Origin of the sequence: Actinomadura coerulea (genome assembly GCF_014208105.1) — a bacterium.
GTDB classification, from domain to species: domain Bacteria; phylum Actinomycetota; class Actinomycetes; order Streptosporangiales; family Streptosporangiaceae; genus Spirillospora; species Spirillospora coerulea.
Map to the genome: position 1 here is coordinate 196,999 of NZ_JACHMQ010000001.1, position 21,358 is coordinate 218,356.

The 21,358-nt window shown below is 73.2% G+C and carries 17 protein-coding genes; 13 read left to right on the top strand and 4 right to left on the bottom strand.

Features of this window, described 5'->3' with window-relative positions; all coding sequences use genetic code 11:
- Positions 1-63 precede the first annotated feature (63 nt).
- Positions 64-564, top strand: a complete 501-nt coding sequence (locus tag BKA00_RS00950; protein WP_185023119.1) for a helix-turn-helix transcriptional regulator — start codon at positions 64-66, stop codon at positions 562-564.
- Positions 565-702: 138 nt separating this feature from the next.
- Here the strand turns inward: BKA00_RS00950 and BKA00_RS00955 are convergent, their stop codons facing one another.
- On the bottom strand, positions 703-1,833 hold the full coding sequence (locus tag BKA00_RS00955) for a glutamate--cysteine ligase (protein ID WP_230299197.1): 1,131 nt from the start codon (positions 1,831-1,833) through the stop codon (positions 703-705).
- A 118-nt stretch (positions 1,834-1,951) separates the two neighbouring features.
- Here BKA00_RS00955 and BKA00_RS00960 point away from each other — a divergent pair, with 118 nt between their 5' ends.
- Positions 1,952-2,968 carry an NAD(P)H-dependent amine dehydrogenase family protein gene (locus BKA00_RS00960; RefSeq protein WP_185023120.1) on the top strand — a complete coding sequence of 339 codons (1,017 nt, stop codon included), beginning with the start codon at positions 1,952-1,954 and terminating at the stop codon, positions 2,966-2,968.
- On the opposite strand, the gene BKA00_RS00965 is transcribed toward BKA00_RS00960, so the two are convergent.
- Together BKA00_RS00965 and BKA00_RS00970 are read right to left on the bottom strand one after the other, a co-directional pair.
- Positions 2,943-3,737 (bottom strand): alpha/beta fold hydrolase, encoded by a 795-nt coding sequence (locus tag BKA00_RS00965; protein WP_185023121.1) that lies wholly within the window; start codon positions 3,735-3,737, stop codon positions 2,943-2,945. The two genes, BKA00_RS00960 and BKA00_RS00965, sit on opposite strands and share 26 nt — an antisense overlap.
- 60 nt (positions 3,738-3,797) lie before the next feature.
- Positions 3,798-5,420 carry a PucR family transcriptional regulator gene (locus BKA00_RS00970; RefSeq protein WP_185023122.1) on the bottom strand — a complete coding sequence of 541 codons (1,623 nt, stop codon included), beginning with the start codon at positions 5,418-5,420 and terminating at the stop codon, positions 3,798-3,800.
- Between the two features lie 145 nt (positions 5,421-5,565).
- Here BKA00_RS00970 and BKA00_RS00975 point away from each other — a divergent pair, with 145 nt between their 5' ends.
- From BKA00_RS00975 to BKA00_RS00995, 5 genes are all read left to right on the top strand, one after another.
- Positions 5,566-6,909 carry an aspartate aminotransferase family protein gene (locus tag BKA00_RS00975; RefSeq protein ID WP_185023123.1) on the top strand — a complete coding sequence of 448 codons (1,344 nt, stop codon included), beginning with the start codon at positions 5,566-5,568 and terminating at the stop codon, positions 6,907-6,909.
- Complete coding sequence (locus tag BKA00_RS00980) at positions 6,906-8,405, top strand: CoA-acylating methylmalonate-semialdehyde dehydrogenase (RefSeq protein ID WP_185023124.1); 1,500 nt, start codon at positions 6,906-6,908, stop codon at positions 8,403-8,405. The genes BKA00_RS00975 and BKA00_RS00980 overlap by 4 nt, the downstream gene beginning before the upstream one ends.
- Before the next feature lie 225 nt (positions 8,406-8,630).
- Entirely contained in the window at positions 8,631-8,996 is a 366-nt protein-coding gene (locus tag BKA00_RS00985) for a hypothetical protein (protein ID WP_185023125.1), read from the top strand.
- A gap of 466 nt (positions 8,997-9,462) precedes the next feature.
- On the top strand, positions 9,463-10,668 hold the full coding sequence (locus BKA00_RS00990) for an ABC transporter substrate-binding protein (RefSeq protein WP_185023126.1): 1,206 nt from the start codon (positions 9,463-9,465) through the stop codon (positions 10,666-10,668).
- A 640-nt stretch (positions 10,669-11,308) separates the two neighbouring features.
- On the top strand, positions 11,309-12,358 hold the full coding sequence (locus tag BKA00_RS00995) for a sensor histidine kinase (RefSeq protein WP_185023127.1): 1,050 nt from the start codon (positions 11,309-11,311) through the stop codon (positions 12,356-12,358).
- Between the two features lies 1 nt (position 12,359).
- On the opposite strand, the gene BKA00_RS01000 is transcribed toward BKA00_RS00995, so the two are convergent.
- On the bottom strand, positions 12,360-13,208 hold the full coding sequence (locus tag BKA00_RS01000; protein WP_185023128.1) for an SDR family oxidoreductase: 849 nt from the start codon (positions 13,206-13,208) through the stop codon (positions 12,360-12,362).
- Positions 13,209-13,334: 126 nt separating this feature from the next.
- On the opposite strand from BKA00_RS01000, the gene BKA00_RS01005 reads away from it, so the two are divergent.
- The 6 genes from BKA00_RS01005 (at position 13,335) to BKA00_RS01030 (ending at position 21,279) form a co-directional block, all read left to right on the top strand.
- Positions 13,335-13,715 (top strand): winged helix-turn-helix transcriptional regulator, encoded by a 381-nt coding sequence (locus BKA00_RS01005; RefSeq protein ID WP_185023129.1) that lies wholly within the window; start codon positions 13,335-13,337, stop codon positions 13,713-13,715.
- 65 nt (positions 13,716-13,780) lie between these two features.
- On the top strand, positions 13,781-15,019 hold the full coding sequence (gene dxr, locus BKA00_RS01010) for a 1-deoxy-D-xylulose-5-phosphate reductoisomerase (RefSeq protein WP_420829658.1): 1,239 nt from the start codon (positions 13,781-13,783) through the stop codon (positions 15,017-15,019).
- 40 nt (positions 15,020-15,059) lie between these two features.
- Entirely contained in the window at positions 15,060-16,256 is a 1,197-nt protein-coding gene (locus BKA00_RS01015) for a M50 family metallopeptidase (protein WP_185023131.1), read from the top strand.
- Positions 16,257-16,373: 117 nt separating this feature from the next.
- Positions 16,374-17,567, top strand: coding sequence for a flavodoxin-dependent (E)-4-hydroxy-3-methylbut-2-enyl-diphosphate synthase (gene ispG, locus BKA00_RS01020; protein ID WP_185023132.1), 1,194 nt, complete (start codon positions 16,374-16,376; stop codon positions 17,565-17,567).
- Between the two features lie 283 nt (positions 17,568-17,850).
- Entirely contained in the window at positions 17,851-19,512 is a 1,662-nt protein-coding gene (locus tag BKA00_RS01025) for an alpha/beta fold hydrolase (RefSeq protein WP_185023133.1), read from the top strand.
- A 165-nt stretch (positions 19,513-19,677) separates the two neighbouring features.
- Positions 19,678-21,279: an alpha/beta hydrolase gene (locus BKA00_RS01030; protein WP_230299199.1), complete on the top strand. Its 1,602-nt coding sequence runs from the start codon at positions 19,678-19,680 to the stop codon at positions 21,277-21,279.
- Positions 21,280-21,358: the final 79 nt, after the last annotated feature.

Genomic DNA, 21,358 nt, shown 5'->3' on the forward strand with positions numbered 1-21,358 from the left:
GCGACGCCCGCCGCTTCCCGGGCGGGCCTGCAAAATGTCAGTGTTCGAACGTATGATCGAACCATGGCGAACGTTGCGACGCACCCCCAGACCGCGCCCACCGCGCCGGCCGCGCTCACGGCGGCGGAGATCGCCGCCCTCGCGCTCTCGCTCGCGCACCTCGGCACCGGCCCGCAGGCCACCACCGCGCGCCGCGCCCTGCACACCCTCCTCGACGCCGCCCCGCACGACGACGTGGTCACCACCACCCTCGCCACCCTCACCACGCCCCTGGACACCTCCACCTCCGACCGCGCCCGCGTGGTCGCCGCCGCCATCACCGAGCACCGCGTCGTCCGGCTCTGCTACGGCGACGCCGGCGCCAACGTCACGATCCGCGAGGTCGAGCCGGTCACCTGCCTCGTGCACCGCGACCACTGGTACCTCGTCGGCTGGTGCCGCATGCGCCGCGGCGTGCGCGCCTTCCGCTTCGACCGCATTCTCGCGGTCGAGTCCACCGGCCTGCTCGCCCGGCACCGGCGCGCCGACCGCTACCTGCCCTTCCAGCGCCGCCGCGCGGACTGACCGCCCGCCGCCGGGGCCGCGCCGCCGCGGTCCCGGCGGCGGACCCGCGGGCGGTCACGGCCAGCGGGCGGCCACGGTCCGTTCCCGCGGGCGGCCACGGTCCGTTCCCGGACCGTGACGCTCAGGTCGAACGGCCGGTCAGACGGCCATCGTCCGCTGCACGGCGGCGGTGACCACGGTCCTCAGGTCGCCGGCCCGGGAGTAGGCGGCGCGCTGGAACCGGGCTCCGTTCCCGCGTTCCAGCACGCCGCCGAGGAGCTTGGCGACGGTGTCGAGGTCGCCCGCGCGGTCCAGCGCGGGGGACAGGTGCCCGACGAGCGCGGCCACCACCTCGCGGGCGGGGGCGACCGTGTGGGTGCGCGGGTGCACGAGTTCGCCGCGCAGGCCCGAGCGCCCGGCCCGCCACATGGCCAGGCGCATCAGGTCCGTGCGCACCGGGTCGGGCGGCTCTCCGCGCCGCCACGCGTCCGCGGCGGTGTCGACCAGCCCCCGCACGAGCGCGCCCATCAGCACGGCGTCGTCGGCGTCCAGGCACACGTCCGGGACGCGGATCTCGACCGTCGGGTAGTGCCGCGACAGCCGGGCGTCGAAATAGATCATGCCCTCGTCCACCAGGACGCCGGTGGCGAGCAGTGCCTCCACCGCCGTCCGGTACGCGTTCGCCGACCCGAACAGCTCGGTCGGGCCGCTGGAGGGCCAGCGGCCCCAGACCTGATGCCGCCAGCTGTCGGAGCCCGTGTCGGTGCCCTGCCAGAACGGGGAGTTCGCGCTGAGGGCGAGCAGCGGGGGCAGCCACGGGCGGATCCGGTCGAGGACCGCGACACCCTCCTCTGGGGAGTTGATTCCGACGTGCACGTGGCAGCCGCAGGTGAGCTGCTCGTCGGCGGTGGGCCCGAAGGCGTCGGCCATCCGCAGGTAGCGGTGCGACGGGGTGAGCGAGGGGCGGACGCTGACCGGAGAGGTCGCCAGCGCCGCGACGGCGGCGCCCACCCCGGCCGCCGACTGGCCCGCCGCCACCCGCGCCGACCGGACGTGGTCGGACAGCTCGTCCAGCGAGCCGCAGACCGGGGTGGCCGTCTCCAGCTGCTCTCGCTGGAGCTCGGTCTCCAGCGCCTTGGAGCGCCGCCCGTCGGTCAGGAACAGCTCGTCGTGGCGCCGGGCGTAGTGGATCACGGAGCCGGACAGGGCCTGGGGCGCGCCCGTCTCCGGGTCGACCAGGAGCAGCTCCTCCTCCACGCCGAACGTGCGCGCACCCGCGCGAAGTGTCACCAGACATTCCTTCCCGGCCAGCACGGATGTACGTCCCGGGAGGGTCTCGTTCTGGTCCCGCGGGCATGCCTATGATGCGCCCCGCGCTGACCGAGCGCCTGGTCAGAAGGGTGGTGGTATGTCCTATCTCGTCGGGCAGTGGGGGACCGGACCGGTGGGCAGGTCCTCGCTCGGGGCGCTGCTCGGGCACCCGGACCTCGAACTCGCCGGGGTCGTCACCGCCGCCCCCGGGCACGCCGGCGCCGACGCGGCCGAGCTGGCCGGAAGCGGCCGCCCGGCCGGGATCCGCGCCACCGAGGACCCGGCGCCGCTCCTGGCCAGGCGGCCCCATGTCGTCTGCCACACGGCCTCCCTCGCCCGGGACGCGGCGGGAGAGCTGTGCCGCATCCTGGAAACGGGCACCGGCGTGGTCTCGGACGTCCTGCCCTCACTGGTCCACCCGCCCTCCGCCGACCGCGCCCTCGTCCGCCGGCTCCGGTCCGCGTGCGCGACCGGCGGCGCCGCCTGCCTCACCCTCGGGCCCAGCCCGGTGAACGACGTGCTCCCGCTGCTGCTGAGCGGCGGCTGCCTGCGCGTGCACGGCATCAGGATCACCCGGTTCACCTGCCGGGACGACCCCGAGGCCGGTGCCCGGCTCGGCTTCGGCGGCCCCATCGGGCACCGTCCGCGGATCGTCCGGCCGGGCGGGCCGGGGCGGGCGTGGGGCCCGGTCGTGCGCCTCCTCGCCGAGCACCTGGCCGTTCCGCTGGACGAGGTGTCCGAGACCTACGAACTGTGCCCGGCGCCCGAGGACATCGGCCGCGTCGCCAAGGGGACCCTCGCCGGACTGCGGTTCCAGGTGTCGGGGGTGCTGCGCGGCCGTCCCGTGATCACCGTCGGGCACGTCGCCCGGATGCGCGCCGACATCGCCCCCCACTGGCCGGCGCCGCCGCCGGGCGGGACCGGCGGCCACCGCGTCGAGATCGACGGCGAGCCGCCCTGGCGGATGGACCTCGCGGGGCCCGCCGCCGCCGACCCGGCCGCGTCGATCGCGCTTCGCATGGTCAGCGCCGTCCCCGCCGTGGCGGAGGCCCCGCCGGGCCTGCACACCCCGCTGACGCTGCCGCCGTTCACCGGCCGGCGCCGTCTGCGCTGAGCCATTCGGCGACCAGCGTCCCGGTCTCCTCCGGCCTATCGACGTAGAGCATGTGGCCGGCGTCGACCTCGCTGATCACCAGGCCGGGCCCGAGCGCGGCGCGCAGGTCCACCACGAACTCGGGGCGGACGAGGTCGGCCTCCGTCGCGATGACCAGGTGGGTGGGCATGTCGGCGGGCGGCGGCAGGTGGGGGCGGGCCATCTCCGAGTACGCGGTCACCGCGGCCGCCGGTTCGAACCGCCACCGCAGCCGCCCGTCCGGGCCGTGCTCCAGGTGCTCGGCGACCTCCTCGTCCACGGCGTCCCGCGGAGCCGCCGGCCAGCGCGCCGCCCGGTCGGCCCGCGCCTCGGCGACGTCGCCGAAGGACTCCGGGACCAGGTGGCCGCGCGCCTCCCGGCCCGCCGCCGCCGGGCCGAGCCCGATGGCCGGGTCCAGGAGCAGGAGCCGGCGCACCCGCCTCGGCGCCGTCCGCGCCAGATGCAGCGCGATCATCCCGCCGTAGGAGTGCCCGACGAGGTCGGCCCGCTCGACGCCCTCGGCGTCCATCACCGCCAGGACGTCGGCCACATGCCGCTCGACCGTCCACGGCGGCTCGTGCGTCGACCGCCCGTGGCCGCGCAGGTCGGGCGCGAGGACGGAGCGGTCCGGCAGGTACCGCTCGGCGGTCCGCCGCCAGCGCGCCCCGTGACCGCAGACCCCGTGGAGCATGACCACCGGCGCTCCGCCCGGATCCCCGTACCGATGAACATGCAGTACCGCGTCCGCCATGGGGCAAAGGGTATGCGCGCGGTGGCCTCCGCGAACGGCCTTCACCGGTCACCGGTCCGGTCAGGAACGTTCCCAGCGGACGGAGGACAGTGCCAGCAGCGCCACGTGGAAGGACACGCACGACTCCACGTCGTCGAGGTCGGCGTCCAGGACCCGTTCGATGCGGCGGAGGCGCTCGTAGAAGGCGGGGCGGGACAGGTGCGCCTGCTGCGCGGCGACGGCCTTGTTCCGGCCGGATTCGAGGTACAGCTCCAGGATGCGCGTGAGGTCGCTGCCGCGCTGGGCGTCGTACTCCAGGAGCGGGCCGAGCTCGCGCTCGACGAACGTCTGGACGCGGGCGTCGTCGCGGAGCAGGTGCAGCAGCCCGCGCAGGCGCAGGTCGGGCAGGCGGTAGTAGAGCCGGGCCCCGGAGCCGCGCGCGGCGACGTCGGCGACCTGCTCGGCCTCCAGGAAGGAGCGGCGGACGTCGCGGATCGTCTCCACCACCGATCCGGCGGCCATCACGGTGTCACCGGACTGCTTGCGGATCCGGGTGGCGACCTCGGTGAGCGCGGTCTCCACGTCGGCGCGGGCGGGCAGGGAGGCCAGCACTCCGACGCGGGCGTGCGGACCGCCCTCGTCCAGGACGCCGACGAGCGCGGCGAGGCGGGCGTCCTTGCAGGCAGCCGCGGCCGTCTCGGCGAGCTGCGACAGCTCCCCGACGGGCGGGGCGGACCGGGACAGGGCGGGGCCGCGGTGGCGGAGCACGGCGCCGAGCAGCCGGCGTCCGGACAGCGGGACGCCGAGGGCGCGGGCGCGGGCCGCCGCCTCCTGCGGGTCGGAGTAGGCGTGCGCGAGGATGCGGGCGATGATCGTCCCGTGCGCCTGCCGCTCGACGCTCTCGGCGTGCCGGTCGAGGAGCCGGCCGAGGGCGAGGGTGGTGGCGGCCCGCTCGATCAGCACGGTCTCGCGCGGGGACGGCGGTGCGCCGAGGTCGACGATCAGCCGTCCCCAGTCCTCGCCCCGTGCCCCGACCATCGTGACCAGCCAGCCGGACGCCTCGTCGTAGCCGGTGCGGCGGCCGGGGCGGACGGCCCGCGAGCGGGTCTCCCACGCCGACAGCAGCTCGGCCGGGTCGGCGCCGCCGGCGTCCGCGGCGAGGACCTGGTGGGCGAGGTTCTCCAGCACGACCGGGTGCCCGCCGAGCGCCGCGACCTGCCGGACGACCTCGTCGGTCGAGGCGCCCTCGACCGACAGCTGGGTGAAGATCTCGTGCAGCTGCTCGGAGGCGCGCAGCTCGGCGAACTGCTCCTGGACGATCCGGGCGTGCACCGACTCGGTGATGTCGACGAACGCGGGCTCGTGCGCCAGCACGATCACCGGCAGGCCGAACTCCTCGGCCGCGGCGATCAGCGCGGGCGGCAGCACGCTGGCGTAGCGCCGGCCGAGCTCGATCATCAGGCCGCTGACGCCGACCTCGGCGAGGTCGGCGATGTAGGCGCGCAGCCGCTCCGGCTCGTCGGGCAGCGCGATCCCGGTGGTGAGGACGAGCTCGCCGCCGTGCAGCAGGTGCGCGATGTCGGTGACCTCGGCGACGTGCACCCAGCGGACCCGGTTGCCGGTGCGGTCGGAGCCTGCGACGACGTGGGGCTGGCCGCGGCGTACCGCGTCGAGCTGGAGGACGTCGTCGACAGTGGGCAGCATCACGGCGATGATATCCGTACAGGGTGTCAGCAGCGATGATCCGGTCGTTACAGGTTGTCAGCCGCCAGCAGACCGTTAAGCGGAGGCGCCCGGTCCTGACACTCTGCGGGTGGTCGCGGCCGCCCGTCGGAACGAGACTTGTGTCATGTCGGAACACGCGAACCTGCTCCGGCGCCACCGGGCGGTCATGCCGTCCTGGATGGCGCTCAACTACCGGGACCCCATCGAGATCGTGGGAGGCAAGGGCAACCGCGTGACCGACGCGGGGGGCAACTCCTACCTCGACTTCTTCATCGGCATCCTGACGAACATGCTCGGGTACGACGTGCCCGAGGTCCGGGACGCGGTGGAGCGGCAGATCGCCACCGGCGTCGTGCACACCTCCACGGCGTACCTGCTGCGCGGGCAGGTGGAGCTGGCCGAGAAGATCGCCCGGCTGTCGGGCATCCCGGACGCCAAGGTGTTCTTCACCAACTCCGGGACGGAGGCCAACGAGACCGCGCTGCTGCTGGCCGCGTACGCGCGGCGCAGCGACCAGGTCCTCGCGATGCGGCAGAGCTACCACGGCCGGTCGTTCGCCGCGACGGGCGTCACGGGGAACCGCGGCTGGACGAACCTGTCGTACTCCCCGCTGGACGTCCACTTCCTGCACGGCGCCGACCGCCGGCTCCCGCAGTTCGCCGGGATGTCGGACGAGCGGTACATCGACGTGTGCACGCAGGACCTGCGGCACGTGCTCGCCACGGCGACCGGCGGCGACGTCGCCGCGCTCATCGCCGAGCCGATCCAGGGCGTCGGCGGCTTCACGATGCCGCCGGACGGCCTGTTCGCCGCCTACAAGCGCGTCCTCGACGAGTTCGGCATCCTGTTCATCTCCGACGAGGTGCAGACCGGCTGGGGGCGGACGGGGCAGGGCTTCTGGGGGATCGACAGCCACGGCGTCACCCCGGACGTGATCACGTTCGCGAAGGGGCTCGGGAACGGCTTCGCGGTCGGCGGCGTCGTGGCGCGCGGCGACCTGATGGACGGCCTCCACGCGGTCGGGATCTCCACCTTCGGCGGCAACCCGGTCTCGATGGCCGCCGCCAACGCCACGCTCGACTACGTCCTCGACCACGACCTGCGGTCCAACGCCGCCCGGCAGGGCGCGGCGATCATCGGGGGGCTGTCGGCGGCGGCGACCCGGTTCCCGATCGTCGCGGACGTGCGGGGCAAGGGGCTGATGTTCGCGGTCGAGCTGGCCGACCCGCACACGGGCGAGCCGAGCCCGCCGCTCGCCGCCGCGCTGATGGAGGCCGCCCGCGAGCGGGGGCTGCTGGTCGGCAAGGGCGGCCTGTACGGCAACGTGGTGCGCATGGCGCCGCCGCTGACCCTCACCGGCGACGAGGCCGCGGAGGGCCTCGGCATCCTGATCGCTTCGCTGGAGGCCGTGAACGAGACCGCGGTCGCCGGAGGGCGCGGGCCGTCCGCTCGCGGGGAGGACTCATGAGCAGGCATGTGACGCACTGGATCGGCGGGAAGCCGTACGGCGGCGCGAGCGACCGGCGGGGCGACATCTTCGAGCCCGCGTCCGGGCGCGTGGCCGGGACCGTCGACTTCGCCGGGGACCGTGAGGTCGGCGCCGCCGTGGCCGCCGCGAAGGCGGCGTTCCCCGGCTGGCGTGACGCCTCGCTCTCGCAGCGCGCGAAGGTGCTGTTCCGCTTCCGCGAGCTGGTGGACGCGCACAGCGGGGAGCTGGCCCGGCTCATCTCGTCCGAGCACGGCAAGGTGGTCGCGGACGCGGCCGGCGAGGTGGCCCGCGGGCTGGAGGTCGCCGAGTTCGCCTGCGGCATCCCGCACCTGCTCAAGGGCGGGTTCTCCGAGAACGTCTCCTCGCGCGTGGACGCCTACTCGATCCTCCAGCCGGTCGGCGTGGCCGCGGGGATCACCCCGTTCAACTTCCCGGCGATGGTGCCGATGTGGATGTTCCCGGTCGCGATCGCGTGCGGGAACACGTTCGTGCTCAAGCCGTCCGAGAAGGACCCGTCGGCGTCGGTCCGGCTCGCCGAGCTGTGGGCCGAGGCGGGGCTTCCGGACGGCGTCTTCAACGTCCTGCACGGAGACGGGGCGGCGGTGGACGGCCTGCTGCGCCACCCGGACGTCAGAGCGGTCAGCTTCGTCGGCTCCACCCCGATCGCGCGCCACATCTACGCGACGGCGGCGGCTGGCGGCAAGCGGGTGCAGGCGCTCGGCGGAGCCAAGAACCACATGCTGGTGCTGCCGGACGCCGACCTCGACCTCGCGGCGGACGCCGCCGTGTCGGCCGGCTTCGGGTCGGCGGGGGAGCGGTGCATGGCGATCTCCGTCGTCGTCGCCGTGGACCCGGTCGGGGACGAGCTGACGGCCAAGATCAAGGAGCGCGTCGCCGGGCTGAGGGTGGGGCCGGGCGACCACCCCGAGTCGCAGATGGGACCGCTCGTCACGCGGGCGCACCGGGACAGGGTGGCCTCCTACCTGGACGGCGCCGTCGCGCAGGGCGCCACGCTCGCCGTCGACGGGCGCGACCCGGACGTGCTGGGCGGCGCGGGCGGCGGCTTCTGGCTCGGACCGGCCGTCCTCGACCACGTCACCCCGGAGATGGACGCCTACCAGGACGAGATCTTCGGCCCGGTGCTGTCGGTCGTGCGGGCGGGGTCCTACGAGGCGGCCATGGAGCTGATCTCCGCCAACCCGTACGGCAACGGGACCGCGATCTTCACCAACGACGGCGGGGCGGCGCGCCGCTTCCAGAACGAGGTGGAGGTCGGCATGGTCGGCGTGAACGTGCCGATCCCGGTGCCGATGGCCTACTACTCGTTCGGCGGGTGGAAGGACTCGCTGTTCGGCGACAGCCACGCCCACGGCATGGAGGGCGTCCACTTCTACACCCGGACGAAGGCCGTGACGGCGCGCTGGCTCGACCCGTCCCACGGCGGGGTGAACCTCGGCTTCCCCACCAGCGGCTGAGGACCCCGCGATAATTACCTACCGGGCGCGATTTCGAGTTGTCAATTTCCGTCCGCCGCGGCCGGATGAATAATGGCACCACCCCATTGACTGGATCTGTGTCCGGCGACACAATCTGACTGTCTACCTTAATTGATGCGAATTCAAAAGTCAGGGTCGGCAGTAGGAAACCCGTGGTCGTCAGGCCGCGGGCCGGTGGAGCCGGATGTGCAGGAGAGCCGCGCTATGACCGCAGGCGACCACGCCGCCGAAGTGGACGCGCTCGGAAGGCGATTCCCGGGCTGGACCATTTGGTTCGGCCTGTTCACCGGCCATTGGTGGGCGCTGCCGCCCAAGGACCGCGACGTCGGGGACCTCCTCGAGGCCGACACTCCGCAGCGGCTCATCGCGCGGATCGAGGTGGTCTCGGGCTCCCCGCCGGCCTGGCGGCCGGCGGGCGGGCCGGCGCCCCCCGGCGGCCCCTTCCGGCCGCCCGGCGACATCCGGCAGGACGTGCGGCGTCCCTCGAACCTCCTCCGTCTCGAGGGCGTCACACCGCCGCCGTCCGGCCGGGTACCGGTGATCGCGTGGCCGGGCGGCACCGCAGGGTGATCCGCCGTTCCCCACCCCCGCCACGCGCACCGGTGCCGCCGAGGCCCCGGACGGGACGCGAGCCCGCGCCATATCCTCTCCAGCAACCTCCGTTTATGGCGCGGACGCCAGCACCCACCGTCCTTCCGGGGCCCGGCGGCCTCCCCTTCCAGCGGTCCGGCCGAAATCCGCCGCAAAGAGCGCGGCAATGGTCATGAATCTGTCACCCGCGGGAAAGCCCACCGGGAAACAGCCGAGTCGCGATCTTCGGTAATTCCGGCCGGAGCGCCAGCGGTGCGGAGGGAAAGTCCCGTGAGACCGGCGATCACATCGTCCGCGTCCGCCGCGACCCGCGCAATGGCCGCCGGAGGCTTCCGGCGCCGTCGTCCGCGGGCGGGGTCCGTGCGTCCTTCCGCCGCGGAGACGCTACGCTGCGCCGACGGGCCCGTTCGCGAGGGGGAGGGCCCTGGCACGGATCGGGAGCGACATGCGGCGCAGGGCCACGGCACGGGTCAAGGCGGCGGCGGCCCTGGCGGCGGCCGCGGCACTCGGCGCCGCGGGGCTCGGCGCGTGCAGCGGCGGGGACGACAAGCCCGTGGGCGTCGCCAAGGTGGTGAGCACCCTCGGCCCCGGCGAGGGCGCGCTGAACCTCCTGACGCTGCCCGGCTCGGTGGAGAGCGGCGGCACCGACCCGCGCGTGGACTGGGTCACGCCCTTCCAGGAGCGCACCGGCTGCAAGATCGGCCTGAAGGTCGTCAAGACGCCCGAGGAGATGGCCGACCTCATGCGCGACCGGGGCCGCCGCTACGACGGCGTCGCCGCGCCGCCGGAGGTCGCCGGGCGGCTGGTCGAGGAGAACCAGGCCGTCCCGATCAACCCCGACCTCGTGGACGGCTACAAGAAGCTCGAACCGAGGCTGCGCAAGCTCCTCGAACGCGACGGCAAGCACTACGGCCTGCCGTACGTGTGGGGCTCCAACCTGCTGATGTACGACACCCGGGCCGTCCCGCCGCCGGCGGGCTGGGCCGCGCTGTTCGACCCCGCCCAGGCCCGCCGCTACTCGGGGAAGATCGTCATGCGGGACAGCCCGCTCGCGATCGCCGAGGCCGCGCTCTACCTCAAGGGCAGGCAGCGCAAGCTGAAGATCCGCGACCCCTACTCGCTGACGCCGGCGCAGCTCGCCGCCGCCGGGCGGGTCCTGACCCGGCAGCGCCCGTACGTGGGGGAGTACTGGGACCTTCCGGCCGACGCCGTCAGCGCGTTCGCCGGGGGCCGGGCCGTGCTCGGCCAAGCCTGGCCCTACCACGCGGACGTGCTGAACCGCGCGTCGCGGCCCGTCCAGGGCGTCATCCCGTCCGAGGGCGCGACCGGGTGGATGGACGCGTGGATGATCGGTGCCCGCGTCCAGCATCCCAACTGCATGTACCAGTGGCTCCAGTGGACGGCCTCGCCCGACGTCCAGCAGCAGGTCGCCGAGTGGACGGGGGTCGCCCCCGCCAACCCGCAGGCGTGCTCGGGCGACCGCCTCAAGTCCGGCTTCTGCGCCGCCTACCACGTCGGCGACCGCGGCTACCTCGACAAGATCGTGTTCGCGCACGCGCCCTCGAAGACGTGCGGCGGCGAGTCGGGCAAGAAGGACTGCACCGACTACGCGGAGTGGACGCGCACCTGGATCCAGGCCACCAAGGCCTGAGGTCGCGCGAGAGTCTCTCCGGCGCGCCCGACCGCCCCCAGCCGGGCGCACCTCACGGGTGTTCCTGGGCTTCCCCCCGAAATGCCCAGGTCACCCTCTCCCTGGAGAGACCTCCATGACGGCGGCCCTTGCCGCCCTCCGCGCCGGCGGCGGCTCCCCGACCGCCGGTCCGGCGCCCGTGAGCGGCTCCCGGGGGCCCCGCCGTGCGCGGGGTACCGGCGGGGCGGGTGCGCAGTCGCCGCACGCGAACACCCCGGACGAGTCCGGCAGGCGGCCGACGCGGACGCGCGGCCGGGGCCATCTCCTGCGGCAGACGACGCACGCGTCGCCCAGGCGCTGGGCCGTGCTCAACCCCTGCGGGTCGACGACCGGCTCGCCCGTCTGGCCCATGTCTCCATCCCCCCGGTGGGAGTCGCCTTCACGTCCTCCTTTATAGGCGGGGAAGAGTGTTGTTGCCGCTACGGAAGGTGAAAAGGGCGGCAAAGCCTCACGTGTCGCCCCGAGACTCGGGAGCGGTCGGGATATGCCCGGCGGCGGGGGCTCGGGGGCCGACCGGGCCGGCGCCGCCGCGAACCAGGTTATGCGGTGCCCGGTCGGGCGCTTTGCTCTCTTTTGAGGGGTACTTACGTACAAAGGAAGCATGTCGGTCAGGAACGTCGATGATCGGCGAGTCCGGCCGCGCAGGCCCCGCCTCCCGCGGGCGCGCGTGACGTCGCCGACGGACACCGCGTTCGGCTGCCTGATGGTGACCGCGGTGGGCGCGGCGGCCGCCGTCCTCTACGCGCTCGCCGGTGTGGGCCGCCCCGGCGTGCTCGCGGCCGTGATGGCCGCCCTCGCGGGGGTGGCCGTCGCGTCGGTCCGCTGGGGGATGGCGCACTCCGCGCGCGGGTCGCTCCGGCCGGTGGAACGCCTCCGGCGGGAGCTGGACAGGCTGACCGAGGACGACGGCGGAGGCCGCGTCGCCGTCCCGGCCTCGGGCGGCGAGGCGGAGCGGCTGGCCGAGCGCGTGAACGAGCTGCTCGCCCAGCTGGAGAGCGCGGCGCTGCAGCGGCGCGCGTTCATCTCCGACGCCTCGCACGAGCTGCGCACGCCGATCACCGGGCTGCGCACCCGCATCGAGCTGGCCCTCGCCGCCCCCGAGGACGGGGACGCCGTGGAAACCCTGCGCCACTCGCTGGCCGACATCGACCGGCTGCACCGGATCGTCGAGGACCTGCTCGTCCTCGCCCGCCTCGACTCCGGCGACATCCCCCTCCGGGAGCCCATCGACCTCGGGGCGCTGGTGGAGGCGGAGGCCGGGCTGCGCAGCCCGCCCGTCCCGATGACGGTGAAGGCCGAGCCGGGCCTCATCGTCGGCGGCAGCCGGAAGCGCCTCGGCCGCGCGGTGCGCAACCTGCTCGCCAACGCCGAGCGCTACGCCGCCGCGCGGATCGAGGTCGAGGTGCGCGCGGACGGCGACGGGGCCGTCGTCGAGGTGCACGACGACGGCCCCGGAATCCCGTTCGCCGACCGGGACCGCGTCTTCGAGCGGTTCGCCCGGCTGGACCCGGCCCGCAGCCGCGAGAAGGGCGGCAGCGGGCTCGGCCTGCCGATCGCGCGGGAGATCGCCCTCTCCCACGGCGGGACCGTGCAGGTCGCCGACGGGACCTACGGCGCCCGCCTCGTGCTCCGGCTCCCGCTCGCCCGCTGACTCAGCGGAACGCCCGGACGTTCTCCTCGGCCCACTGCGCGAAGGAACGGGCCGGGCGCCCGAGCACCTTCTCCACGTCGGGGCTGACGCTGCGCTCGGCCTCGGTCGGCTCGCCGAGGATGTCGAGGGTCCCGTCGACGACCGGCGCGGGCATGAACGCCGCCATCTGCGCTCGCGCCTCCTCCCGGGTCTGCTCGGCGAACGCGACCGGCTCGCCGAGCGCGTCGCCGATCGTCCGCGCCCGTTCCCGCGGCGTGAGCGGGGCGGGCCCGGTGAGCTCGTAGATCCGGTTCTCATGCCCGCTCTCCAGCAGGGCCGCGGCCGCGACATCGGCGATGTCGGACGGGTGGACGAACGGCAGGGCGACGTCGGCGAACGGCGCGGCGGCCGCCCGGTGGGCGCGGACCGGCTCCGCCCACGCGAACGCGTTGCTGTCGAAGCCGCCGGGCCGCAGGATCGTCCAGTCCAGCCCCGACTCCCGGACGGCGTCCTCGAACGCCCTGAGGTGGCTGTGGCCGTGCGCCGTCGGGCGCGTGCCGGCGCCCTGCGAGGACATCAGCACGACCCGCTCCACACCGGCGGACTTCACCACGTCCAGCACGGCGTGCGGGTCCAGGTCCTCGGGCGTGCCGAGCAGGTGCCCGGCGAGGAGCAGGAAGAGCGCGTCCGCCCCGTCCAGGGCGGGCCGGAGGGTCTCCGGCTCGGCGAGGTCGGCCGCGCGGTGCACGACGCCCGCGGGCAGGTCGCCGGGGTCGTTGCGCGACACCGCCGTCACCCGCTCGCCCGCCTCGGTCAGCGCCCGCACCAGCGGACGCCCGACGTTCCCCGTGGCACCCATGACAACGATCATTGCTTTTCTCCCTCTGAGCTGCATTGACACTGCCGGGGGCGGTGCCGTCGCGGTGCGACACGAGGAAAGCTAGCATCCGAGATATAGTAGGTACCTAGAAGAAAGTGACTACCCCGGGAGGCCGTGATGGTGAACGCCAGGACCCAGGAGGCGCTCGACCCCGAGCTGGCCTGCCCGATCGCCCCGGTGGTCGACCTCGTGTTCAGCCGCTGGACGACCCCGATCCTCTGGACGCTGCACGAGTACGGGCGGCAGCGGTTCGTGGAGCTGCAGCGCCGCATCGCCACGATCACCCCGAAGGTGCTGACCCAGCGCCTGCGGCAGATGGAGCGCGACGGGCTCGTGGTCCGCACCTACCACCCGGAGGTGCCGCCGCGCGTCGAGTACGAGATCAGCGAGCTGGGCCGCAGCCTCGCGCCGCTGTTCGCGGCGCTCGCGGAGTGGTCCGCCGAGAACCTGGAGAAGGTCGAGCGGGCGCGGAGCGCCTACGACGGCGGCGAGGGCTGAGGCGGGAGCCGGGACGGCGGCGAGGGCCGGGACGTACGGGCGTCCGCGCGATCCCGGGGCCGCCGATGCCCGACAATGGAGGCGTGATGTCTCCTTCAGGCCCCGACGCGGCCGCCCGCGAGCTGGTCGTCCTCGGCTCCACCGGTTCCATCGGCACCCAGGCGCTGGACGTGGTCCGCCGCAACCCCGGCCGGTTCCGGGTGACGGGGCTGGCGGCCGGCGGCGGGCGGGTCGACCTGCTGGCCGAGCAGGCGCTGGAGTTCCGCCCCGAGGTCGTCGCGGTGGCCAGGGCCTCCGCCGCCCAGGAACTCCAGCTCGCCTTCTACGCCGAGGCCAAGCGGCGCGGCTACTCCTCCGGGGACTACCCCATCCCCAAGATCGTGGCAGGTCCCGAGGCGGTCGCCGAGGTCGCCGCCTGGCCGTGCGAGGTGGTGCTCAACGGGGTGACCGGCGCCCTCGGCCTCGCCTCGACGCTGGCCGCGCTGGACGCGGGGCGCACCCTCGCCCTCGCCAACAAGGAGTCGCTCATCGTCGGCGGCCCCCTCGTCAAGGAGCGGGCGCGCCCGGGGCAGATCGTCCCCGTCGACTCCGAGCACTCGGCGCTCGCCCAGTGCCTGCGCGGCGGGCGGGCCGAGGAGGTGCGGCGGCTCGTGCTCACCGCGAGCGGCGGGCCCTTCCGGGGGCGCGCCCGCGACGAGCTGACCGGGGTCACCCCGGAGCAGGCGCTGAACCACCCGACCTGGGACATGGGCCCGGTCGTCACGATCAACTCCGCGACCCTCGTCAACAAGGGCCTGGAGGTCATCGAGGCGCACCTGCTCTTCGACGTCCCGATGGACCGCATCGAGGTCATGGTGCACCCGCAGTCGGTCATCCACTCGATGGTCGAGTTCACCGACGGCTCCACGCTGGCGCAGGCGAGCCCGCCCGACATGCGCCTGCCGATCGCGCTCGGCATCGACTGGCCCGACCGGGTGCCGGACGCCGCGCCCGGCGTCGACTGGACCAGGGCGCACACCTGGGAGCTGTTCCCCCTGGACGACGAGGCCTTCCCCGCCGTCGCGCTGGCGCGCCGCGCCGGCGAGCTGGGCGGGACGGTCCCCGCCGTCTACAACGCCGCCAACGAGGAATGCGTGGACGCGTTCCGCGCGGAACGGCTCCCGTTCCTCGGGATAGTCGACACTGTCGCGCGGGTAGTGGAGGAGCACGGTTCGGGCACCGCCGGAGACCTGACGCTCGACGACGTCCTCGCGGCGGACACCTGGGCGCGGGCCAGGGCCAGGGAACTGACCGCGACCGTCTGATCCGGGGGCCCGCCCCGGGCGGAACCTCGGAGGGGACCCGATGGCCTTCTTCCTCGGCGCGGTGGCGTTCGTGGTGGCGCTACTGGTCTCGGTGATGCTCCATGAGGGCGGGCACCTCCTCACCGCCAAGCGGTTCGGAATGAAGGCCACGCAGTACTTCGTGGGTTTCGGTCCGACCCTGTGGTCCACCCGCCGGGGCGAGACGGAGTACGGCGTGAAGGCGATCCCGCTGGGCGGCTTCGTCAAGATCGTCGGCTACACGCCGCTGGAGGAGATCCCCGCCGCGGACCGTCCGCGCGCCTTCTACCGGCAGCCCGCCGGCCGGCGCGCGGTCGTCATCACGGCCGGGGTCGTCGCCAACCTCGTGTTCGCGTTCCTGCTGCTCATGGTGATGGCCATGACGATCGGCGTGCGGGAGCCCGGCACGGTGACCAGCACGGTCGAGTCGGTCACGACGTGCGTGCCCGCCTCGCTGTCCAGCGGCTGCGGCGGGAACCGGCCGCCTTCCCCCGCCGCCCGGTCCGGGCTGCGCGCCGGTGACCGCGTCGTCTCGTTCGACGGCACCGCGGTCTCCGACTGGCAGGGGCTCACCAGGGCGATCGACGCGGCCGAGCCGGGCCGGACGGTGACGGTCGTGGTCGTGCGGCCGGGCGCGCCGAGGCCGGTGACGCTGCCGATCACGCTCGCGGACGTGGACGGGCGGGCGTTCGTCGGCATGTCGGCCAAGGTCGCCGGCGCCGGGTACGAGCGGACCGGGCCGCTCAACGCGGCGGTGTTCGGCGCGGAGGGCATCGGCCGCACCGTCGCCGGCATCGGGCGGGCCGCCGCGGACCTGCCCTCCGCCGTCCCGAGGCTGTTCTCGCCCGAGCGGGGGAGCACGCCCGGCGGACAGGTCGGCAGCGTGGTCGGCGCCACCGAGGTGTCCGGGCAGATCTTCTCCGCCCAGAGCTCCGCCCGCGACAAGCTCGCCCTCTACCTGTCGCTCGTCGTCTCGGTGAACATCTTCCTCGGCGTGCTCAACGTCCTGCCCCTCCTCCCGCTGGACGGCGGGCACCTCGCGGTCGTCGCCTACGAGCGGGCGCGGGCCGGCGTCAACCGGATCAGGGGACGGCCGGATCCGGGCACCGTGGACATGACCCGGCTCATGCCCTTGACATACCTGGCCGTCCTGGTGCTGGTGGGATTCGGCGTGCTGCTGATTCTCGCGGACGTGCTCAACCCCCTCCGACTGCCGTAATGACGTGAAACGTTTACCGAGTGTGCTCAAATGGTCACACTGGTCGAAGCCGGGTGCCGTCAACTCAGCCGCGCGGAGCACCTAGGCTTTGTACGGGGCCGAAAATTGAGGAGAGGGATGAGCGTTTCACTGGGTATACCGAGCGTTCGCGGCGAAGGCGACGGGCAGGGGGCGCCGGAACCGATCGCGCCCCGCCGCAGATCCCGGCAGATCATGGTCGGCGACGTCCCGGTGGGCGGCGACGCCCCCGTGTCGGTGCAGTCGATGACCACGACCCTCACCGCCGACGTGAACGCCACGCTCCAGCAGATCGCGGAACTGACCGCGTCCGGATGCCAGATCGTCCGCGTCGCGGTGCCGTCGCAGGACGACGCCGAGGCGCTGCCGGCGATCGCGCGCAAGTCGCCGATCCCCGTCATCGCCGACATCCACTTCCAGCCCAAGTACGTGTTCGCGGCGATCGACGCCGGGTGCGCGGCCGTCCGCGTCAACCCGGGCAACATCAAGAAGTTCGACGACCGGGTCGGCGAGATCGCCCGCGCCGCCAAGGACGCGGGCGTCCCGATCCGCATCGGGGTGAACGCCGGCTCGCTGGACAAGCGCCTGCTGGAGAAGTACGGCAGGGCCACCCCCGACGCGCTGGTCGAGTCGGCGCTGTGGGAGTGCTCGCTGTTCGAGGAGCACGACTTCCGCGACATCAAGATCTCGGTCAAGCACAACGACCCGGTCGTGATGATCGAGGCGTACCGGAAGCTGGCGGCGGCCTGCGACTACCCGCTGCACCTCGGCGTGACCGAGGCGGGCCCGGCGTTCCAGGGCACGATCAAGTCGGCCGTCGCGTTCGGCGCGCTGCTGGCGGAGGGCATCGGCGACACGATCCGCGTCTCGCTGTCGGCGCCGCCGGTCGAGGAGGTCAAGGTCGGCACGGCGATCCTGGAGTCGCTCGGGCTGCGTACGCGCGGCCTGGAGATCGTCTCCTGCCCCTCCTGCGGTCGCGCGCAGGTGGACGTGTACTCGCTGGCCGAGCAGGTCACCGCCGGGCTGAAGGACTTCCCGGTCCCCCTGCGCGTCGCCGTGATGGGCTGCGTGGTGAACGGTCCCGGCGAGGCCCGCGAGGCCGACCTCGGCGTCGCCTCGGGCAACGGCAAGGGCCAGATCTTCGTCAAGGGGCAGGTCGTCAAGACCGTCCCGGAGGCGCAGATCGTCGAGACCCTGATCGAGGAGGCGATGCGCATCGCCGACGAGATGGGCATCGAGATCGGCGAGGACGGCACGGTCTCCGGACCGGGCGCCGACGTGGTGGTCGGCTGACCGCCGCGTCCGGGCCGGCGCCCGCGCTCCGGCCGGCGCCGTAACGGGGCTTTCAGGGCCCCGGGTCTGACGACCCGGGGCCTTTTCGTATGCCCGGAACCCGCCCCGGAGCTGGGCATCCGCGACCGGAACGTCTGGAGTTATCACAGAGTTCCGCTGATCTTGTCACGATTCCGCATCCACTCTGATGGCCCTCTGTCGGGCGGTGCGCCCGAACCGCCACAATCTTCACTCATTTACCCGTATGTCTGACTCAATCGGAGTCGGCACGATAGGGGGATATGTGAAGAGGATCGTTGTCGTGGCCGCGGTGGCCGGGCTCGGTCTCACCGGCCTCGGCGCCACAAGCGCACAGGCCGCGAGCCCCTCCGCCGGAACGGCCGGAGGGTTCAACCCCTCGGCGGCCGAGTGGCACGCCTGCCCCGCGGACTTCGTCCAGACGGTGCACAACCTGTACGACGGGCTGTACCCCGTCTCCAAGATCGTCCAGTGCGCCGAGCTGTCGGTGCCGATGGACTACGCCAAGCCGCAGGGCAAGAAGATCACGATCCAGCTCACCAGGACGCCGCACACCGGCTCCGGTGCGGCCAAGGGCGACATCGTGGTCAACCCCGGCGGGCCGGGCGGCGGCGGCGCGCTGTTCGGGCCGCGGGTGTTCGCGCAGAACTCCGCCCCGATGCGCGAGGCCTACAACGTCATCGGCTTCGACCCGCGCGGCGTCGGCATGAGCGTCCCGGCCCTGAGCTGCGACCCGAACTACACCAACGCCCCGCGTCCGGACTACGGCACCGGCGACCGCAAGTCGGTCGCCACGTGGCTGAAGCTGTCCAAGGGCTACGCCGAGGCGTGCGGCAAGGCCGACAAGACCGGGCTGCTCAACCACATCAAGACGATCGACTCGGTCAACGACGTGGAGTCGATCCGGCGGGCGCTCGGCAACAAGAAGCTCGACTACTACGGCGCCTCCTACGGCACCTACCTCGGCTCCACCTACGCCACCGTCTACCCCAAGAACGTCGGGAAGATGGTGCTGGACGGCAACGTCGGCCCGTCCGACGCCTGGTACGAGGCCAACCTCAACCAGGACGCCCAGTTCGACATCAACATCGACTACTACTTCGGCTGGGTGGCCAAGTACGACTCGGTGTACCACCTCGGCACCACGCAGAAGCAGGTCCGGAGCTTCTTCTACGACCTGCGCGCGAAGCTCAAGAACAAGCCGGTCTACTACGCCGACCCCGACAGCGGGCAGACGCTCGCCGTCGGACCGGACGAGCTGACCGACGTGATCCTGAACGCCGGGTACCGGCGCAGCCAGGCCATCTGGCACGGGTACGCGGCCGCGCTGTCGGCCTTCAAGTCGGGCGATGTCGCCACGTTCGCGCAGACCTACGGTGCGCCGACGACCGGCGGCTCCGACGACAACGGGTACGCCGTCTACCTCGGCGTGCAGTGCACCGACGTCCAGTGGCCGCTGAGCTGGAACAAGTGGCAGCGCGACAACGAGCGGGTCAATAGGAAGCACCCGTTCGAGACCTGGGCCAACGCCTGGTACAACGCCCCGTGCCTGTACTGGCCCGCCAAGGCCGGCAAGCCGGTGAACATCGGCCACACCCGCGACCTGCCGCGCAACATCCTCATGTTCCAGTCGACCGCGGACGCGGCCACGCCGTACGCGGGCGCGCTGGAGATGCACCGCCGGCTCAAGGGCTCGCGCCTGGTCGTCCAGGACGGCGACCGCACGCACTGCATCGTGCACCGCGGCTCCGCCCAGGTGGACGCCTACTTCGACGCCTACTTCCTGCGGGGAGAGCGTCCGGAGCAGAGCACCGTCCACGTCCCGCAGCTCGGTGACCCGAAGCCGCCGTCCACGGCGACCGCCAGGACGCTGAGCGGCACGGGCTCGCTGAAGGCCGCGCAGCTGCAGGCCGACGTCATCCGCTGACGCCGGTCACCGCCCACGCGGTCCGGACCCCGGGGAGCGGTCCCCGGGGTCCGGCACCCGCCGGCACGCGGCCGGCGGCACACAGGTAGTACGCAACAGCCACGCATCGGCGACACCCCCCTCCGGCATGGCGCCGGCCCGGAGTCGCCGATCTGAGGGGGTCAAGTGAAAAGGATCGTTCTCGTCGCGACCGCTGCGGTCGTGGCGGCGGGCGGCGCAGGGTTCGCCGTCTCCGCGAGCGCGGACACCGGGGGCTCCGGTGCCGCCGCGGTCGCGGCCAAGGGCATCGACTGGGGCAAGTGCGAGGTCAGCGGCCCTAGCGACCCGATGAACAAGGCCGAGTGCGCCCAGGTCGAGGTGCCCCTCGACTACGGCCGGCCCAACGGCCGCAAGATCTCCATCGCGGTGTCGCGCTTCCGGCACACCGACGAGAAGAACTACCAGGGGACCCTGTTCGTGAACCCCGGCGGCCCGGGCGGCAGCGGCCTCCAGTACGCGCCCGCCCTCGCCCGCTGGATCGGCGGCACCGGCCACGCCGACGTCGCCGCCAAGTACGACATCATCGGCTTCGACCCGCGCGGCGTCGGCTCCAGCAAGCCGGCGCTGAGCTGCGACCCGAACTTCTCCGACCCGATCCGGCCGGACTACGTCCCCTCCTCCGCCAAGGAGGAGAAGGCCTGGATCGCCAAGTCGAGGAAGTACGCGCAGGACTGCGCGAAGAAGTTCGGCTGGCTGCTGCCGCACATGCGCACCACCGACGCCGCGCGCGACGTCGACGCGATCCGCGCCGCCCTCGGCCAGGACAAGATCAGCTGGTACGGCTTCTCGTACGGCACCTACTTCGGCGCCACCTACGCCACGCTCTTCCCCAAGCGCGTGAAGCGGATGGTGCTGGACGGCAACGTCAACCCGAAGACGGTCTGGTACGACGCCCAGCTCGAGCAGGACAAGGCCTTCGAGCACAACATGAAGGCCTGGTGGGCCTGGATCGCCAAGTACGACTCGCTCTACCACCTCGGCAAGAGCGAGAAGGCCGTCGAGGCCAAGTACTACGCCGTCCGCGCGGCCGCGAAGAAGGCGCCGATCGGCGGCCAGATGGGCCCGGACGAGCTGGACGACACCGTGCTGTCCGCCGGCTACAACACCGGCTACTACATCCCGTTCGCGCAGGCGCTCTCGGCGTGGGTCAACGACAAGGACGCCTCCGGGCTCCTCGACTGGATGAGCCCCGGCGGCGACGACAACGGCTTCGCCGTCTACAACGCCGTCCAGGCCGCCGACGCCCGCTGGCCGCGCAACTGGCGCAAGTGGCACCACGACGCCGCGAAGCTCTACCGGCAGGGCTACAGGTTCAACACCTGGAGCAACGTCTGGTTCAACGCCCCGGTCGCCTTCTGGCCGTTCCAGGGCGGGCCGGAGTTCAAGCTGAAGGGCGCCAAGGGCCTGGCGGGCATGCTGCTCGTCCAGTCCACCCAGGACGCGGCGACCCCGGTCGCGGGCGGTGTGGAGATGCACAAGGTCTTCCCGTCCTCGCGCCTGGTGTTCGAGGTCGGCGGCAAGACCCACGCCAACACGCTCAACGGCAACGCCTGCCTGGACGACAAGGTCGCGGCGTACCTCGACACCGGGGCGCTGCCGCAGAGCCACCGGGGCCCGGACGCCTACTGCAAGGCCGTCCCGGCGCTGAACGACCCGGACCCGACGGCCATGACCGCGAAGGCCGCGCGCGCCTCCGCGGGCAAGGACCTCCCGGTCGGACGCCCGTAGCGGTCGGCAGTACGGCCATCGGATAGTACGCACGCGCGTTCCGCGGTGTGTCCGGCTCGTCCCCGCGGGGGCGGGGTGG

Bases quoted from the DNA above. Each gene is read 5' to 3' on its own strand.
- BKA00_RS00990 (WP_185023126.1), top strand. From the start codon at position 9,463: ATGCGGCGCAGGGCCACGGCACGGGTCAAGGCGGCGGCGGCCCTGGCG.
- BKA00_RS00985 (WP_185023125.1), top strand. From the start codon at position 8,631: ATGACCGCAGGCGACCACGCCGCCGAAGTGGACGCGCTCGGAAGGCGA.
- BKA00_RS00995 (WP_185023127.1), top strand. From the start codon at position 11,309: ATGTCGGTCAGGAACGTCGATGATCGGCGAGTCCGGCCGCGCAGGCCC.
- BKA00_RS00965 (WP_185023121.1), bottom strand. From the start codon at position 3,737: ATGGCGGACGCGGTACTGCATGTTCATCGGTACGGGGATCCGGGCGGA.
- BKA00_RS00975 (WP_185023123.1), top strand. From the start codon at position 5,566: ATGTCGGAACACGCGAACCTGCTCCGGCGCCACCGGGCGGTCATGCCG.
- dxr (WP_420829658.1), top strand. From the start codon at position 13,781: ATGCCCGACAATGGAGGCGTGATGTCTCCTTCAGGCCCCGACGCGGCC.
- BKA00_RS00970 (WP_185023122.1), bottom strand. From the start codon at position 5,420: ATGCTGCCCACTGTCGACGACGTCCTCCAGCTCGACGCGGTACGCCGC.
- BKA00_RS01015 (WP_185023131.1), top strand. From the start codon at position 15,060: ATGGCCTTCTTCCTCGGCGCGGTGGCGTTCGTGGTGGCGCTACTGGTC.
- BKA00_RS01005 (WP_185023129.1), top strand. From the start codon at position 13,335: ATGGTGAACGCCAGGACCCAGGAGGCGCTCGACCCCGAGCTGGCCTGC.
- BKA00_RS01000 (WP_185023128.1), bottom strand. From the start codon at position 13,208: ATGATCGTTGTCATGGGTGCCACGGGGAACGTCGGGCGTCCGCTGGTG.
- BKA00_RS00960 (WP_185023120.1), top strand. From the start codon at position 1,952: ATGTCCTATCTCGTCGGGCAGTGGGGGACCGGACCGGTGGGCAGGTCC.
- BKA00_RS00980 (WP_185023124.1), top strand. From the start codon at position 6,906: ATGAGCAGGCATGTGACGCACTGGATCGGCGGGAAGCCGTACGGCGGC.
- ispG (WP_185023132.1), top strand. From the start codon at position 16,374: ATGAGCGTTTCACTGGGTATACCGAGCGTTCGCGGCGAAGGCGACGGG.
- BKA00_RS00950 (WP_185023119.1), top strand. From the start codon at position 64: ATGGCGAACGTTGCGACGCACCCCCAGACCGCGCCCACCGCGCCGGCC.